At 49.1% G+C, this 15,220-nt stretch carries 14 protein-coding genes and 1 other RNA gene; 6 read left to right on the top strand and 9 right to left on the bottom strand.

The window, feature by feature from the left end; translation table 11 throughout:
• Nucleotides 1-101: 101 nt before the first annotated feature.
• From F557_RS22135 to F557_RS0104960, 5 genes are all read right to left on the bottom strand, one after another.
• Nucleotides 102-314, bottom strand: a complete 213-nt coding sequence (locus F557_RS22135; protein WP_157617748.1) for a hypothetical protein — start codon at nucleotides 312-314, stop codon at nucleotides 102-104.
• Nucleotides 315-936: 622 nt separating this feature from the next.
• Nucleotides 937-2,310, bottom strand: a complete 1,374-nt coding sequence (gene purB, locus F557_RS0104975; protein ID WP_019001141.1) for an adenylosuccinate lyase — start codon at nucleotides 2,308-2,310, stop codon at nucleotides 937-939.
• A 121-nt stretch (nucleotides 2,311-2,431) separates the two neighbouring features.
• A complete protein-coding gene (locus F557_RS21020) occupies nucleotides 2,432-3,082 on the bottom strand; it encodes a DUF489 family protein (RefSeq protein WP_019001140.1) in 651 nt (216 codons plus the stop codon).
• A gap of 17 nt (nucleotides 3,083-3,099) precedes the next feature.
• Nucleotides 3,100-4,188: a tRNA 2-thiouridine(34) synthase MnmA gene (gene mnmA, locus F557_RS0104965; protein ID WP_019001139.1), complete on the bottom strand. Its 1,089-nt coding sequence runs from the start codon at nucleotides 4,186-4,188 to the stop codon at nucleotides 3,100-3,102.
• A gap of 95 nt (nucleotides 4,189-4,283) precedes the next feature.
• Nucleotides 4,284-4,745, bottom strand: a complete 462-nt coding sequence (locus F557_RS0104960) for an NUDIX domain-containing protein (RefSeq protein ID WP_044142993.1) — start codon at nucleotides 4,743-4,745, stop codon at nucleotides 4,284-4,286.
• A 156-nt stretch (nucleotides 4,746-4,901) separates the two neighbouring features.
• On the opposite strand from F557_RS0104960, the gene F557_RS18875 reads away from it, so the two are divergent.
• From F557_RS18875 to F557_RS0104935, 5 genes are all read left to right on the top strand, one after another.
• A complete protein-coding gene (locus F557_RS18875) occupies nucleotides 4,902-5,711 on the top strand; it encodes an alpha/beta hydrolase-fold protein (protein WP_019001137.1) in 810 nt (269 codons plus the stop codon).
• A gap of 153 nt (nucleotides 5,712-5,864) precedes the next feature.
• A complete protein-coding gene (smpB, locus tag F557_RS0104950; RefSeq protein WP_019001136.1) occupies nucleotides 5,865-6,344 on the top strand; it encodes an SsrA-binding protein SmpB in 480 nt (159 codons plus the stop codon).
• Between the two features lie 115 nt (nucleotides 6,345-6,459).
• Nucleotides 6,460-6,854, top strand: a transfer-messenger RNA (tmRNA) gene (gene ssrA / locus F557_RS21715).
• Nucleotides 6,855-6,978: 124 nt separating this feature from the next.
• Nucleotides 6,979-8,292, top strand: coding sequence for a prephenate-dependent tRNA uridine(34) hydroxylase TrhP (gene trhP / locus F557_RS0104940; RefSeq protein WP_019001134.1), 1,314 nt, complete (start codon nucleotides 6,979-6,981; stop codon nucleotides 8,290-8,292).
• Between the two features lie 22 nt (nucleotides 8,293-8,314).
• Nucleotides 8,315-8,560, top strand: coding sequence for a 4Fe-4S dicluster domain-containing protein (locus F557_RS0104935; protein WP_019001133.1), 246 nt, complete (start codon nucleotides 8,315-8,317; stop codon nucleotides 8,558-8,560).
• A 43-nt stretch (nucleotides 8,561-8,603) separates the two neighbouring features.
• Here the strand turns inward: F557_RS0104935 and F557_RS21015 are convergent, their stop codons facing one another.
• A complete protein-coding gene (locus F557_RS21015) occupies nucleotides 8,604-10,484 on the bottom strand; it encodes an HD domain-containing phosphohydrolase (protein ID WP_019001132.1) in 1,881 nt (626 codons plus the stop codon).
• A gap of 516 nt (nucleotides 10,485-11,000) precedes the next feature.
• On the opposite strand from F557_RS21015, the gene F557_RS0104920 reads away from it, so the two are divergent.
• Nucleotides 11,001-12,071, top strand: coding sequence for a YARHG domain-containing protein (locus F557_RS0104920; protein WP_019001130.1), 1,071 nt, complete (start codon nucleotides 11,001-11,003; stop codon nucleotides 12,069-12,071).
• A 228-nt stretch (nucleotides 12,072-12,299) separates the two neighbouring features.
• Here F557_RS0104920 and asnS read toward each other — a convergent pair whose 3' ends face one another.
• From asnS to F557_RS0104900, 3 genes are all read right to left on the bottom strand, one after another.
• Nucleotides 12,300-13,700 carry an asparagine--tRNA ligase gene (asnS, locus tag F557_RS0104915; RefSeq protein WP_019001129.1) on the bottom strand — a complete coding sequence of 467 codons (1,401 nt, stop codon included), beginning with the start codon at nucleotides 13,698-13,700 and terminating at the stop codon, nucleotides 12,300-12,302.
• A 293-nt stretch (nucleotides 13,701-13,993) separates the two neighbouring features.
• On the bottom strand, nucleotides 13,994-14,587 hold the full coding sequence (locus F557_RS0104905; RefSeq protein ID WP_019001128.1) for a hypothetical protein: 594 nt from the start codon (nucleotides 14,585-14,587) through the stop codon (nucleotides 13,994-13,996).
• A gap of 21 nt (nucleotides 14,588-14,608) precedes the next feature.
• Nucleotides 14,609-15,061: a hypothetical protein gene (locus F557_RS0104900; protein WP_019001127.1), complete on the bottom strand. Its 453-nt coding sequence runs from the start codon at nucleotides 15,059-15,061 to the stop codon at nucleotides 14,609-14,611.
• Between the last annotated feature and the right edge of the window lie 159 nt (nucleotides 15,062-15,220).

Below are 15,220 nucleotides of genomic sequence, written 5' to 3'. Positions count from 1 at the left end.
TCATTTCGATACACTGATCATGCATACACAGCTTAACATTCCGAATAAACCATTATCAGTCTCAACAACAGCACCGGCGAGATTTTCAGAAGCTCCAGTCCTCAGGCATGACACTGCCATTGCGAGAGTCCATGGCTCAGATATCCGATACGCCCGGCTTCGCGTGAGGAGAGTCCTACACCTCCGGCAGTCAGAATGAAGGAAAACCATGATTTCAAAAACACCATTGCCCATCTGACGGAAACCGGAAAGCCATCACTGCGACAAGGCTCCGAAACCAGCACCTGCCACCATACCGCAAACACGACCGGCATGATTTCATTGCAAATCCAAAAATCACCTCCTCCCGTGTCCAATCTTCCGATAGGAAGTGATTATCAACAAATTTGTCACATACTTATTCACATAGTTATCAGCAATGTTATTAACAGAAATACCCGGCTGTCATTCTGTCTGCCAGCATAAAGACGTCCTCTGCAATGACACGTGCAGAACTAAAGGAATTCTGCCGGTTAATAGAGGGGCTGGAACGATATACATTTCTCATGGAAACAGGGCAGATATTCGTGCTTCTCCCGCACTGCAGTACCTATCGTGCTGCCGAGAAAAACTAACTGGGCCTGACGGGAATAGCTTAAGGAGCAGGTTAAACCATTATGTGAACAGTCAGTGTCATTTCGTCATCTATCAATTCCGCCTTAAAAGCCTTATCCAAATCTGAAATTTACACCAGGCTCATCTTGCCCTTCCGGGATAACTCACGAAGGAAGTTTTCCGGGCATCATCATTTTTTATTACCTGATAACCTGAACAACAGAAAGCGCCGCAAATCCTCGTGAAAACGGGAATTTGCGGCGCTTACGACAGTGATTACGCAGGGCTTATGATTCCGGGTAGGGAATGCAAAGCCTGAAACCGGAATCTTTAGTTATCAGATTAAATCTCCTGGGCAAACTCAGCGGCTCTGCCAATATAATTGGCCGGAGTCAGCTTCCGGAGAGCAGCCTTGCCCTCCTCAGGAATCTCCAGAGTTTCAATAAAGTTCATCATTATCTCGCGATTCACCTTCTGACCACGAGTCAGAGCCTTGAGCTTTTCATAAGGCTTGTCCACTCCGTAACGGCGCATCACGGTCTGATACGGTTCCGCCAGAACCTCCCAGTTCTGATCCAGCTCTTCCAGCATATGAGCAGTATTGGCTTCCAGCTTGCTAACACCCTTGAGAGTGGATTTCATGGCAATTTCGGTATAGCCTACTGCCACCCCAAGATTGCGAAGCACAGTAGAGTCTGTGAGATCGCGCTGCCAGCGGCTTACCGGAAGTTTCATAGCCAGGTGCCGGAACACGGCATTGGCAATGCCGATATTGCCTTCGGAATTTTCGAAATCAATCGGGTTAACCTTGTGCGGCATAGTAGAAGAGCCCACTTCTCCGGCAATAGTACGCTGCTTGAAGATGCCGAGACAGATATAACCCCAGATATCTCTGTCAAAATCCATCACAATAGTGTTGAACCTGGCAATGGCGTCAAAAAGCTCGGCTATGTAGTCATGGGGTTCAATCTGAATGGTGTAGGGATCCCAGACCAGTCCGAGACTTTCTTCGAATTCCTTGCTGAATCTGTTCCAGTCAACATCGGGATAGGCTGACATATGAGCATTGTAATTGCCTACCGCACCATTGATCTTCCCCATGATCTCAATGTCTTCAATCTGCTTAAGCTGTCTTCTCAGACGGTAGGCAACATTAGCCATTTCCTTGCCCAGGGTAGTAGGCGATGCTGGCTGCCCGTGAGTACGGGACATCATGGGATCATTGGCATAACGGTGAGCCAGATCAGCAATGGCATCAATTACCTTGGTGAAAAGAGGAACAATGACCTGTTCCCGTGCGGTTTTCAGCATCAGCGCGTGGGAGTTGTTGTTGATGTCCTCCGAAGTGCACGCGAAATGGATAAACTCCTTAACGGCACTGATTTCCGGGAAAGCAGCCACCTTGTCCTTCAGGAAATACTCCACGGCCTTCACATCGTGGTTGGTGACACTTTCGTGCTTCTTAATGGCCCGGGCATCCTCAATGCTGAAGTTCTCAACAATGCCGTCCAGGAATTTTACAGCTTCGGCACTGAAAGGCGGAACCTCGGTAATTCCCGGTTCCTGAGCCAGCTTCTTAAGCCAGTTAATCTCCACGGTTACCCGGAAACGCATAAGCCCGTATTCAGAAAAAATTTCCCGCAGCTCGGAGCATTTGCCGGCATAACGGCCGTCAATAGGCGAAACCGCCGTCAGAGTTGAAAGTTCAAGTTCCATCAGAAAACTCCAGTTATAAACAAAAAAAGTCAGATGCCGACACTTCCGCCTGATCTGACGATTAACACGCTACCCCGGAATGGCCGGCATGAAGCAATCTCCAGCCCCCCCCGCTAAAAACTCAGATGCGCTGAACATGATCAGCCATGTAATCCATAATTCTCCGGCGCCGGAAAAACAGTCTGAGACGGCTTCCGCCCAGCTGTCTCCATAAAATCACCGCCCGCACCACGGCCAGAAGAAGTGCCCTGATACGCTGCTGAATCTTTTCCTGCTTGAGATATTCTTCATTCCCGTAAATCATGATCTTGCCGTAGGGACAGGAGGATATCAGCTTCTTGTAAAGCTCGGCCAGCCCCTTAACATACTCGTCCTGAATATCCCGAGGTTCCTCTCCGGCAAAATAAACGGCATCCAGACTGTGAAGCTCCCGGTCGATGCTGTTCAGCATGGCACTGTCATAAAAAACCTTAGTGCCCAGGCTCAAAAAGGTCAGGATATATTTTGCCAGCTCCATCTCCTGCTTTTCAGAGCCGCCGGAAACCGAAAAGGCATCCACGAATGTCTGATAGCCAAGGACCATATCCCTGTCCGGATACACATCGTAGGCAGTACCGGGATTTTCCACCCTGAGAGCCCTGAGAAGCGCCAGCGGAGCCTCCTCGGATCTGTCCTGATCCCAGGTTCCGAAGCGGGAAATCTGCTGAATAATAGCGGCTCCCTGACTCACAGCCGCCAGTGCCAGCGCCTGCACGGCAATATTGTCTGCCATAAAAAAACTCCTCCGGATTATACTTCCTTTAGCCTTTCCTCGATTATGCCGCCGCCAAGACAGACTTCACCGTCATAAAGCACTGCGCTCTGTCCCGGAGTAACCGCCGCCACCTCGGTATCAAATATAATTTTAATTTTACCATCACCGATGTCAATAAGCTCACAGGGAATATCCGGCTGCCGGTACCTGGTCTTCACAGTATAACGGCCCTCCGCAGGAGTCTCCCTTGTGGTGAAGCAGAGAGTTCCGGCAATAAGCCCCCGGGACATCAGTCGGGGATGATTCTGGCCCTGAGCCACAATAAGGGCATTCCGCGGCACATCCTTGTCCACCACGTACCACGGGTCGTCGGTACTGTCCTTCCGCCCGCCGATACCCAGTCCCTTGCGCTGCCCCAGAGTATGAAACATAAGTCCGTCATGCTCACCGATAACCAGACCGTCCACTGTTTCAATCGGTCCCTTCTGAGCAGGAATAAACCGGTTCAGGAATTCATTGAAACGTTTTTCTCCGATAAAGCAGATGCCGGTGGAATCCTTTTTCCGGGCTGTAACAAGACCAGCCTTTTCTGCTATTTTTCTGACCTCGGGCTTTAGCAGATCTCCTACCGGGAACAGGGAATGCCCTATCTGCTCGTAGCTTAAGGTATAGAGAAAGTAGCTCTGATCCTTGTTGGGGTCTGTGCCGCGAAGCAGCTTCGGATGTTGCTCAAAGGTCCGTCTCACATAGTGCCCCGTAGCCATATAATCCGCGTCCAGATCTTCCAGTGCATATTCCAGAAAAGCCCGAAATTTGATTTCCTTGTTGCAGAGAATGTCCGGATTCGGGGTTCTGCCGGCCTGATATTCGGAGAGGAAGTTTTCAAAAACCCGATCCCAGTACTCGGCCGCGAAATTAACGGTTTTAAGCTCAATGCCGATTTTGTCGCACACAGCCCTGGCATCGGCCACATCCTGGGCGGCGGAACAGTAGGTATCAGTATCGTCCTCCTCCCAGTTTTTCATGAAAAGGCCCACCACCTCGTAGCCCTGTTCTCTGAGAAGAAGAGCGGATACCGAAGAATCCACTCCGCCTGACATTCCTACCACCACTTTTTCAGCCATATATCCTCCGCTTTCACAAGACGCCGTTCTGGCATCTATACTCCAGGCCGCCCGATTCCGTTTTTCCGTCCAGATTCCGAAAACCGGATCGTAAACTACGGTCTGACCTCACGAAGAATGCTGAGAGGGTACCTGGCACCGGCAAAATAATCATCCAGAGACAGTTTAACCAGCCGAGTTCTGAACTGAGGCTCCAGCTCCTTAAGCTCCTCCCTGGAATACCAGCGGGCATTAAGAATCTCCTGATCCGGGTCATGAGGCTTCAGAATTTCAGGGAGAGAATCGTCGTGAACATAAAAGCAGTATCTCTGAATAGTTTCGTTTTTCTTTACATAGGTATAAATTCCGGAAAGACCGTCAGGGTTCAACTGAAGCCCGGTCTCCTCAAGAATCTCACGGCGGATTCCGGCCACGGGATCCTCGCCCCCCTCCAGGTGTCCTGCCGGCTGTCCGTATACCGGGTATGGCGCCTCGTCATACTCTGAAACAAGAAGAAATTTTCCCCGGCATTCAATAATGGCCGCTACGGTTACATAAGGGCGAAATCTTTCCGTCATCTGAATTTCCTGAATATCAATTTTGTGATCAGCATTAAAAATCATATAGAGGACAATTTTAAAACAATTGCGATTTACGGTAAAGAGAGATCATGGTCGCAGAAATCCTGGAAAACGGTACAGTAATGCCGTCCGAGGGACAGGCAGGGAGGTATGATGTCCATGACACGTCATTATGACAAACCGCTGTTTGTCCGTAAGGGCGTTCTTCCATACCGGGACAGCATCGGGCCCAAAGCGGAATATGCCGTATTCTCCATTTCAGACAGTCCGGATACCGCAGTGTTCTATCCGGAACCGCCACCCCCACGCAGCTTCCGGACTCCGGAACCGCCCTTCGAAAGCTGGCCCGTATCCGGTTTTATCGCAAAAAAGCTCAGATCTCCCGTTCAGAATCTGGAAACAAATCCGGATGCACTCATGATCTGCTCCTTCAGAATACCGGACTGGAATTCCGGACTCACCCCCTGGCCCGCCCCGTCTCCCTTCGGAGGCCCGGAATTTGCCGGAATGGCCGGAGAAACCCGTGAATTTCTGGAGCAGCGTCTTATTCCGGAAGCAGAAGGCAGAAACAGCACTGTCAGAAAACGATATCTCGCCGGATATTCCCTGGGCGGACTCTTTGCAATCTGGTTCCTTATGGAAAGCTCTGTGTTTTCGGGAGCTGCTGCAATATCTCCTTCCCTGTGGTATCCAGGATTCCGGGACTGTATTCTTCCCCGTGCCGGTAATCTGACGGGTGATATTTACCTCAGCCTGGGAACCGGAGAATGCCGGAGTGCCAGCATGATTCTGAATTCCTGCAGTACAAACTGCGCAGCCTTTTTCCGGGCTGCCCGAAACCGTCCTGGCTTTCGGACAGTATTCGAAAGAACTCCTGGAGGCCATTTCAATCATCCGGAGGAACGGCTTTACCGGGGGATCTCCTTCCTGCTTGCAACAGGAAGCAGCCGAAATCACAGCTGAACCTCCCGAAGAATTCCGTTATGCCTGAAAATTTCTGCACTTTTTTATTCCCGGGGTGGTGTTCCTGCAGGATACTATTGCAATAAAGAAACATTGAATGTATTCTGAGAAGCCATGAAACCAGGAAGATTTCAAATACGTTGCGGAGATGACATGAATAACAAAAAAACTGTGAATGATCGTCCCATAGCCGTAAACAAGCGGGCCAGTCACGATTATTTCATCGATCAGAGAATCGAAGCCGGTATCGTCCTGGAGGGGTGGGAAGTAAAATCACTGAGAGCGGGAAGAGCCAGTATCGTAGACGGCTATATTCTGATCAAGGATGGAGAAGCCTTTCTTATCGGAGCGAACATCACACCGCTCAAAATGGCATCAACTCATGTGGTCTGCGATCCCACCAGAACCCGAAAGCTCCTTCTCAGCAGAAGGGAGATTGACAAGGTACGTGGCATGACCCAGAAAAGCGGCTTTACAGCAGTACCGCTCAAGCTTTACTGGTCCCGCTGCTTCGTAAAGCTGGAAATGGCTATCGCCCACGGCAAACAGGCTCACGACAAGAGGGATTCCCTCAAGGAGAAAGAGTGGCAGAGAAGCAAGGAGCGCATCATGAAAAAGAGTCTCCGCGGCTAATCCCTTATGTCACGGGCATAACTGATTCGTGCCGTTCAATGCTTTGAGCCTCCGGTTCTTTACTTTTTCAGACCGGCAGTGTAAAATTAACGCAGTAACTTTTTTTATTAACAGAGGGGATGATTCTGGATTCGACCGGAAGAGTGAAGTCAATATCGCATGTAGAGGGTTGTGCGTAACTCTTAAAACACACACAATAAAGATAATCGCAAACGATGACTCTTTTGCAATGGCTGCCTAAAGCAGTACATGCGCCAGTAGCCGCAGCTTAAAAACCTGGCAGGCTACCCTGAGACCTCTCTCTTCGGTAGGGGAGCAATCTTGGGTCACTTATACCGAATCGGATGTATCCTTCGTCTGCAGGAGTAATCTTAAATCAACCAGGCTATATCCTAAGACAGCGTGTCGGTTCGCGGTCCGGGACGAAAGCACTAAATAAATGCGACTAAACATGTAGACATAGAGATGGATCCTTTTGGGACGCGGGTTCAAATCCCGCCATCTCCACCAATTACCGTCCTTCTGCCAGCCGGCAGGAGGATTTTTTATTTCCGGATTCCGGCCCCGCCGGATTTGCAAGTACCGGAACAGGACAGGACACTGATAGCGCGCTATCCGCAATTAAGGATCCCTCATGAAAAAACCAGAACTGCTCTCCCCTGCCGGAACTCTCAAAAACATGCAGTATGCAATAGCCTACGGTGCCGATGCCGTTTACGCCGGTCTGCCGCGATACAGCCTCCGCGTACGCAACAACGAATTCGATCTGGAATCCATGGCAACAGCAATTCAGGAGCTGCACCAGGCCGGAAAGCGCATGCACGCAGTTGCAAACCTGCAGCCTCATAACAGCAAGCTGAAAACCTTTGTCCATGATATCGGGGATCTGGTGGCACTAGGCCCGGACGCCCTCATCATGTCCGATCCCGGACTTATCATGATGGTGCGGGAAAACTTTCCGGAGATGCCTGTTCATCTGTCCGTGCAGACCAATACCATTAACTATGCCAGTGTTAAATTCTGGGAACGTCAGGGGATAAAAAGAGTCATCCTCTCCAGGGAGCTCTCTCTGGAGGAAATCGCGGAAATCCGGCAGCATTGTCCGGATATCGAGCTTGAAGTATTCATCCACGGCGCACTTTGCATGGCCTATTCCGGAAGATGCCTTCTGTCGGGATACCTTAACCACCGGGATTCCAATCAGGGAGCCTGCACCAATGCCTGCCGCTGGAAATACACCCTTAGGCAGGCCCGTGAGGACAGTAAAGGTGATCTTGTCTCCGCCTCTCCCGATATCGGTATCGGCCCCGTTGCGGATCACAGCTATCTCATTGAAGAACCGGGCCGCCCCGGAGAACCAATGCCTGTGGATGAGGATGTGCATGGCACCTATATCATGAATTCCCGGGATCTCTGCGCTGTACGGCATGTTAAAAGGCTTGCGGAAATCGGTGTCGACTCTCTGAAAATTGAAGGACGAACCAAGTCCTTCTACTACTGTGCCCGCACCGCATCGATATACCGGAAAGCCATTGATCTTGCCGTGCAGGGCGAAGACGTAACACCGGAAATTCTAGCCGAGGTCAGTACCCTGGCAAACCGGGGCTGGACTGACGGCTTTCTGGTCAGACACCCGATTCAGGACTATCAGAACTACGAATGGGGCAACAGCGTTACCGACGGAAGCCAGGTGGTAGGCGAGGTGCTGAATATTGCCGAAGACGGCACAGCACAGATTGCAGTAAAAAATCGCTTTGATGTCGGAGATCGCCTTGAGATCCTGACCCCGGGCAGAAGCTTCTTCATGACTGTAGAGGCCATGACCGAAAAAGGAGTCTCAGTGGCCGCGGCCCTGGGAGACGGTCATACGGTATCCCTGAAAACCCCGGCAAAACCGCAAAATGCCGCCTTTGCCCTGGTAGTACGGCTGCCGCGTGTCGCTTCATGAACAAATACAGGAAAAAAACGGCATGGCATGTAAAATAAACAATAAATGCGTTAACTGCGAAATGTGCGAGCCCGACTGCCCTCTGGGAGCTATTTCCTTTAACGGCAAAACCTTTGTCATTGATCCCGGGCTCTGCACCGAATGCGCCGGTTTTTATCCCGAGCCTCACTGTATCAGCGTCTGTCCCGTTAAATGCATAAAACGGGAGCCGGACCGCAAAGCTCCCCCGCCCAAAACTCCCCCGCAGCAGGCTACTACACTGAAATAACCCCTCTATAACCAGCATCAGGAGCTAAAGCAGATCCGGAACACTAAACCAGCTGCTGACAGGTTTTCAAGGGAGCCGGGTTCAGTGGACTGGTGATCTGAATATCCGCATAACGGGAAGACTGGACGGAAAAAATCCCTCTCATCATGTACTCCCGATCCTCATCGATCATCTCCAGCATAATCCTCGCAATTTCAGGATCAAACTGGGTTCCGCTATTCTTTTCGATTTCGGAACGCACCACATTCTGCGGCAGCGCTTTGCGGTAGCTGCGATCGGATGTCATGGCATCATAACAGTCGGCAACACAGATAATCCTGGCTATTTCCGGAATAGCGATCCCCGACTTACCGTCTGGATAACCGCGGCCGTCGTAGCGCTCATGATGCCAGCGCGCCCCGATGTAAAGATTGGGCATTACCGAAATATCCTTCAGAATCTCATACCCCTTGACCGGATGACTTTTTATCAGAGCAAATTCTTCGTCTGTCAGTTTGGCAGGCTTGTTGATAATACTATCAGGAATCGCTATTTTGCCCACATCATGCAGGAGCGCCACATTGAATATCTCCTCCTGCTCCAATTCAGTTTTTCCCATACGCCGCGCCAGTTCCCGGGAATACTGGGCCACCCGCAGCGAATGTCCCCTGGTATAGTGGTCCTTGGCATCAATGGCACTGGCCAAAGCATAAATGGTCTGATTGGATAGCGCCCGCAGCTTTTTGTTCTTATCGATAATCTCAAAGGTATTTTTCTCGATTTCCGTGCGTAGCAGATCCTGCATGCTCATCAGCTCCTGCACATACTCGGCACTGTCGCAGATTTCATTGGACATATTGCCCAGCTCGTCGCAAATGGAGGTACGTCTCAGTTCAATATCATGAGCATCAATTTCCTTGGAGATGAAACTCATAAACTTCGTCATATTGTTAGTCATCTCACCAATACGGTGCCTGAATCGGTGTGAAATTATGGAGGTGACTATCAAGGCCAGTAGCAGAACCACGACTGAAATGAAAATCGAAACATGCAGAATTCTCGTCAGCTGCGCAAAGCTTTCCTTCACCGATATTTTGCCGACAACGGTCCATTCAAGTTCCGGAAGGTACTCCGCCGCAATAATGTAATCCTGATGATCCACTGCCGAAGTGTAACGGGTAATCCGAAATTTGTTACCATCCCCCTTTACCAGAGACGGGAAATTTCCATCTAGATCCTTAACCTTGGTCTTCAGGATATATTCCTTGTTCGGATGCATCTGAATAAGGCCATCATTATTAATGGCATAATAATACCCGGATTCGCCTAGCCTGCGGTCGAAAAACATCTGCATAACCTTATCGATTTTCACAATAGTACCGGTAATTCCTATAAGCCGTCCATCCGCAGGATCCTTTACCTTGTAGTTGATAAACATGAATATCGCATCGTTGTCATTGCCACGCCGGTAATCAATGTTTACCTGAAAATCACGATCGGAATTTATAATATAGTTCATCCAGGAATCTTTACCGTTGAGATCAATCCCGCCTTCATTCTGCCCCTGAATGTAGTAGGTATTGCTGATCAGGGAAACCAGAAAAGTGCTGGTCAGCTGATTCTGCTTTATTATCGCTTTCTGATCCTGTTCATACTGAATTCGGCCTTCCTCGCTCTCGTGTTCGTCAAGAAGCCAGCGAATAGTGTAATAGGAGTTTGCCATATTGGCCGACACGCTGATATAAGGCTTAATATAGCTTTCAATTTTATTCAGAACCAGCTCTGTTCGGTTGGGAACATACTGATGGATAAATCCGTTGGTAATATTGGTAGAGGTAATCAGGTAGGACACCGAGGTAAGAGCAATAATTACACAGATAATCAGTGTTATAAATACATACGCAATATGATTGGTAAAAGAGCGAGTGGCTTTTCGATGTTCCATGATAATAATAGTAATAATTTAATGAAATCCGGGATTCGTGCCAAAAAACATCAGCACCACCTCTCCGGTTTCAGTCTCGTTCTGAAGCTGTTACGGGACTATGCCTGCACACCGTCTGCACAATAAAAACGTCTCTCAGACATATTTTTACACAACATCCAAACATGTCTGGAACCTTTTCGGTACAAACATTACAACAAAAGACATGCCTCTTCGAAATGAAAGGAGAAGAGGAGAAACAACGAAGAGGTCATGCCTCAAATCATTGTCACATAAATCAGCAGCCTAAAGAAGATTTATTGTCAAAAAAACAAGAAAGATCTCAAAATACCAAAGTGGAATACCATCCGAGATCACAATCATGCAAGGATTTACGTAACGCGGGTTTATAGCCCCTTCACGCATGAATTTCCGCAAATCCGCCGGGAACACCATATTTCCCTGCCCTATTTGCTTATAATTCCTGATGCCTTAAAATGATTACGACCATCTTAATATAATCACAAGAGCAGTAATATGAACAGATCTCTGAAGCTTATTGTTGCTGCAGCCGGGATGCTGCTGACAACATCATCACTTAATAATGTCATGGCCATCGAGATGGGATTCTATGACGATCTCCGTAACAGCAGCTGGCATGACGGTTTTGTGTTCTACCATCCCGAAAAGCATACTAAAAACGCCAAATCTCTAAAGTTTACCGGCGGTACCATGCATGAGGGCGGATACGAGGCAACCCTTACCGACCTTAAAACCAAGAACGGCAAAGTTACGGGCGGCACGGTAAAATCGGAATTCTCTGATGACAAACAGGCTCAGCTGGTCATTACAGAGGGCAACGGCAAAAAATACAGCATGCTCCACATCAAGGATTCCAAGGGACACCTGACTCACATCTATACCCCTCTCGACAAATCAGTAATTGACGTCTGGGGAACCCACTTTATTGACCTGAATAACGTTTACCTCACCCTCCGGGGGCGCTATCTGGACAACAAGGGGAATCTCTATGTGTTCACTCTGGGGGATCTCACGAACAATCTCAAGGAAGTGAAAGATCCCTCATCATTCAACCCCGGAGAACGGGAGGATGGCTGCATTCTTATAACTCCAGAAGGAACAGAGCGGCTGGAATTTGCAGAAGAGTACGACTTTACGATACCGGTTTTCAAAATGGACGGCATTTACGTAAAAGCGCAGCAAACCTTAAAGGGGCTCGAAATTCGCTACATCAAGGATTTTGAGGACATCAAGAATCCCGAAGGAACCCCCACGGAAGGGATTTACAAAATGCTCTATCCGGATCCCAATACTCCCAGATTCCTTTTTACTGCAGATCAGGTTATAAACGAAGGCCTTCTGGAACAATACGATTACCAGACGCTGCGCCTCATGCGGAACGAGATCATGGCCAGACACGGCTACAGCTTCAACAGCCCAGATCTCCAGAGCTATTTTGACAAAACCGGCTGGTACAAACCGGTATCGCAGGACATTAAGCTTTCACCTGTGGAAAAAATCAACGTGGAGATAATCAAGCTTGTGGAAAACCGCAAGAAACAGGAGGAGGCCGAAGGGGCTGAATAGACGGAAGACGGGAAGACTCTATTAGCGGAACTCCCGTCTGGGGCAGGCGCTTCATGCTCCTGCCATCGAAATTCAGACATTCGGAACGCCAAAACGCCATCAAAAAAATAACCGGCACAGTCCATACTCAAGGACGATGCCGGCAATCTCTCAAACAACCTCTGCAGTACGGTATATATCTCTGAGCATTCCCGCACCGGACCTAATTCAGAGTCTCCCCCAGTTAAATCAGAAGAGTGCGTTATTAACAGTACGCGGGAACGGAATCACGTCGCGGACATTGCCCAGTCCGGTTACATATACAATCAGTCTCTCGAAGCCCAGACCAAATCCGGAATGCACCACAGAACCATAACGGCGGAGATCCCGATACCACCAGTAATTGCTGGGATCAAGATTCATCTCTGCCATTCTCCTGTCAAGCATGTCCAGACGCTCCTCTCTCTGTGAGCCTCCGATAATTTCGCCGATTCCCGGAGCCAGAACATCCATGGCAGCAACGGTCTTGCCGTCATCATTAAGACGCATGTAGAAGGCCTTGATATCCTTGGGATAGTTCTTTACCACCACCGGAGCCTTAAAATGCTCTTCGGCCAGATAGCGCTCGTGCTCGCTCTGAAGATCAATCCCCCACTCCACTGGATATTCAAACTTCTTGCCGCAGTTCTTCAGAATTTCAATGGCATCGGTATAGTCAACCTGGGCAAAATCGGAGTTTATGAAGTGCTCCAAACGGTTAATGGCTTCCGGATCAACCCTCTCGCAGAAAAACTCCATATCGTCGCGCCGCTCGTCTAGAACAGCCCTGAAAACATACTTCAGCATATTTTCAGCAAGACGGGCGTTGTCATTAAGATCATAAAAGGCTACTTCCGGTTCCACCATCCAGAATTCTGCAAGGTGTCTGGTGGTATTGGAGTTTTCAGCGCGGAAGGTAGGTCCGAAGGTATAAACCTTGGACATGGCACTGGCAATGGTTTCGGCGTTAAGCTGTCCGGAAACAGTCAGGAAGGCCTCCTTCCCAAAAAAGTCCTTGCTGAAATCCACCTTCTGATCCGGAGTTCTGGGAGGATTATTCAGATCCAGAGAGGTAACACGGAACATTTCCCCAGCCCCCTCACAGTCAGAGGTGGTAATCAGCGGAGTAGAGATCCAGATAAAGCCGTTTTCATTAAAAAATCTGTGAATAGCCTGCGCCAGACAGTTCCTGACCCGGAGCACAGCACCCATAATATTGGTACGGGCTCTGAGATGTGCATATTCACGGAGATATTCCGGGGTATGACGCTTGGCGCTCATAGGATAAGTTTCAGGATTATCCACCAGCCCGCATACGGAAACAGAATCTGCCTGCATCTCATAATTCTGGCCCTTGCCCTGGGATGCAACAACAACACCTTCGGCAATAACCGAGCTTCCAGTGGTAAGCTTCATCACCTCATCAGCATAATTCGAGAGATCCTTACCGGCAACAACCTGCAATGCATTAAAACAGGAGCCATCATATACTGCGATAAAGGAAAATCCTGCCTTGGAGTCACGACGGGTTCTTACCCAGCCACGAACCTGCACCCTGTCACCAACATTCACCTGCCCTTTAAGGACTTCATCAACTGATACGATTTTCATGAAAACATAAACCCTTGCTAAAAAAAATCTCTCCAGGTAAAACAGAACCGCCGCCGGTTCCGGAAAACCCCGCCCATCGCAGTCTTCGGCAAATTAAAAGTCCGGCTTCGTGCCGGAAACTCCGCTGCGGTCAGGCATGCCGCAAAAACGCCGCAGCACTTTAAAAACAGGCCTCATTGTAGTACCTGAGACCTGTTTCATCAAGACTAAAACACTTCCGCTCCGGTACTGCTCCAGAAAAGAGCAGCAACTCCATTCAGGAAAGCTGCAGTACCTTCCCGCCTGCTCTGTAATTATTCCGGAACTCCCGATTCTGCGGACTCCAGACGGATCAGGTTGTCACGGTTAAGACCGTCATTCCGGAACCGGAGATCCACATAATACGCTCCGCGATCAGCCCGGGACGGCTGATACAGTACCGGAAGAGCATTAAGTCCGGTTTTCCGGATCTCGTCTATAAGAGGACAGTTGTACTCCTCGGTAAACACCACCCGGTCGGAACTGACTCCCGAAGGACAGAACTCCATTTCCAGAAAGGAATGCCCCTGGGCATCCTCGGATATGGAGAGAATTCTTCCCGGCGTCAGCTCCCATCTCAGAAAGCGGCTGGAGTTCCGGGCATAGGCAAACCAGCACTTTCCGGCCAGAAACAGCAGAACGGCAGCCGCAGCCTCCATCAGAACAACATATCTCTGAAAAATCACCGCGATATTCCGGAATACAATAAAAAAAACAAACAGCGCTGCCGCTCCCAGATAAAACCAGGAAAACACCAAAAGTCCCTTCCGGGCCATAGGACGTATATACCCTGACAGATCAAGATTCAAAGGCTTGTCATGTTCCCAGTTTTCGGTTCTGACAAACCCGGATTCTGCGGTAACCTTCATACCTTTGTTCTGCCTCACGATTTACTTAACAACCTTTTTAAAACTGCCAGACACCGAACTGATTTCCCTGTCGTCAAAATACATCACAGCATTAACCTCGCAGGTACGGTTCAGCATAGTATTAAGAATCGTGGAAGCCACCTTCGGATCATTAACGGCATCCAGAGATACCCGGTAGTTTTCACAGAAATCACCGAATCTGTCCACTGATTTATTAAGCTCCCGATCCTTTTCGTAAACAGTCAGACCGTTAACCCTGTAGCTGAAATGCACCCGGGCTATATCCGCATCAATATCCAGCGGATTTCTGATACAGTAAGGCGAAACAATGACCGGAAAGGACTTATCGGAAAGATCAAAGTCGCAGTCAGATAAAGTAATGGACGGCAGAGTCTCATAGTCGGAAAGACTGGAACACCCGGCAACAAGCATTCCGAGAAAACACATAACGGCAGTTGCTATTGAATACTTCATAACGATAAAAACCGGCAGAATAATAATTACAGCTTATCTTTAAACCGATGCTATTATACCCCATGCCCCCGTGAAAACCCACGGTTTTAACCGCCAGGGCCGGAACACTCCAGGGGCCAGAATCTCCGGAAATTCCGCAGTCTGGCTTTCTTGACATAA

It is taken from the genome of Succinimonas amylolytica DSM 2873 (assembly GCF_000378405.1).
Taxonomy (GTDB): domain Bacteria; phylum Pseudomonadota; class Gammaproteobacteria; order Enterobacterales; family Succinivibrionaceae; genus Succinimonas; species Succinimonas amylolytica.
Note: the sequence above shows the minus strand (reverse complement) of the source record. Positions and strands in the feature narration are given on the sequence as shown.

What these genes read in the sequence shown, in the direction of transcription:
- F557_RS22135 (WP_157617748.1), bottom strand. Translation starts at nt 314, where the DNA reads ATGCCGGTCGTGTTTGCGGTATGGTGGCAGGTGCTGGTTTCGGAGCCT.
- purB (WP_019001141.1), bottom strand. Translation starts at nt 2,310, where the DNA reads ATGGAACTTGAACTTTCAACTCTGACGGCGGTTTCGCCTATTGACGGC.
- F557_RS21020 (WP_019001140.1), bottom strand. Translation starts at nt 3,082, where the DNA reads ATGGCAGACAATATTGCCGTGCAGGCGCTGGCACTGGCGGCTGTGAGT.
- mnmA (WP_019001139.1), bottom strand. Translation starts at nt 4,188, where the DNA reads ATGGCTGAAAAAGTGGTGGTAGGAATGTCAGGCGGAGTGGATTCTTCG.
- F557_RS0104960 (WP_044142993.1), bottom strand. Translation starts at nt 4,745, where the DNA reads ATGACGGAAAGATTTCGCCCTTATGTAACCGTAGCGGCCATTATTGAA.
- F557_RS18875 (WP_019001137.1), top strand. Translation starts at nt 4,902, where the DNA reads ATGTCCATGACACGTCATTATGACAAACCGCTGTTTGTCCGTAAGGGC.
- smpB (WP_019001136.1), top strand. Translation starts at nt 5,865, where the DNA reads ATGAATAACAAAAAAACTGTGAATGATCGTCCCATAGCCGTAAACAAG.
- trhP (WP_019001134.1), top strand. Translation starts at nt 6,979, where the DNA reads ATGAAAAAACCAGAACTGCTCTCCCCTGCCGGAACTCTCAAAAACATG.
- F557_RS0104935 (WP_019001133.1), top strand. Translation starts at nt 8,315, where the DNA reads ATGGCATGTAAAATAAACAATAAATGCGTTAACTGCGAAATGTGCGAG.
- F557_RS21015 (WP_019001132.1), bottom strand. Translation starts at nt 10,484, where the DNA reads ATGGAACATCGAAAAGCCACTCGCTCTTTTACCAATCATATTGCGTAT.
- F557_RS0104920 (WP_019001130.1), top strand. Translation starts at nt 11,001, where the DNA reads ATGAACAGATCTCTGAAGCTTATTGTTGCTGCAGCCGGGATGCTGCTG.
- asnS (WP_019001129.1), bottom strand. Translation starts at nt 13,700, where the DNA reads ATGAAAATCGTATCAGTTGATGAAGTCCTTAAAGGGCAGGTGAATGTT.
- F557_RS0104905 (WP_019001128.1), bottom strand. Translation starts at nt 14,587, where the DNA reads ATGAAGGTTACCGCAGAATCCGGGTTTGTCAGAACCGAAAACTGGGAA.
- F557_RS0104900 (WP_019001127.1), bottom strand. Translation starts at nt 15,061, where the DNA reads ATGAAGTATTCAATAGCAACTGCCGTTATGTGTTTTCTCGGAATGCTT.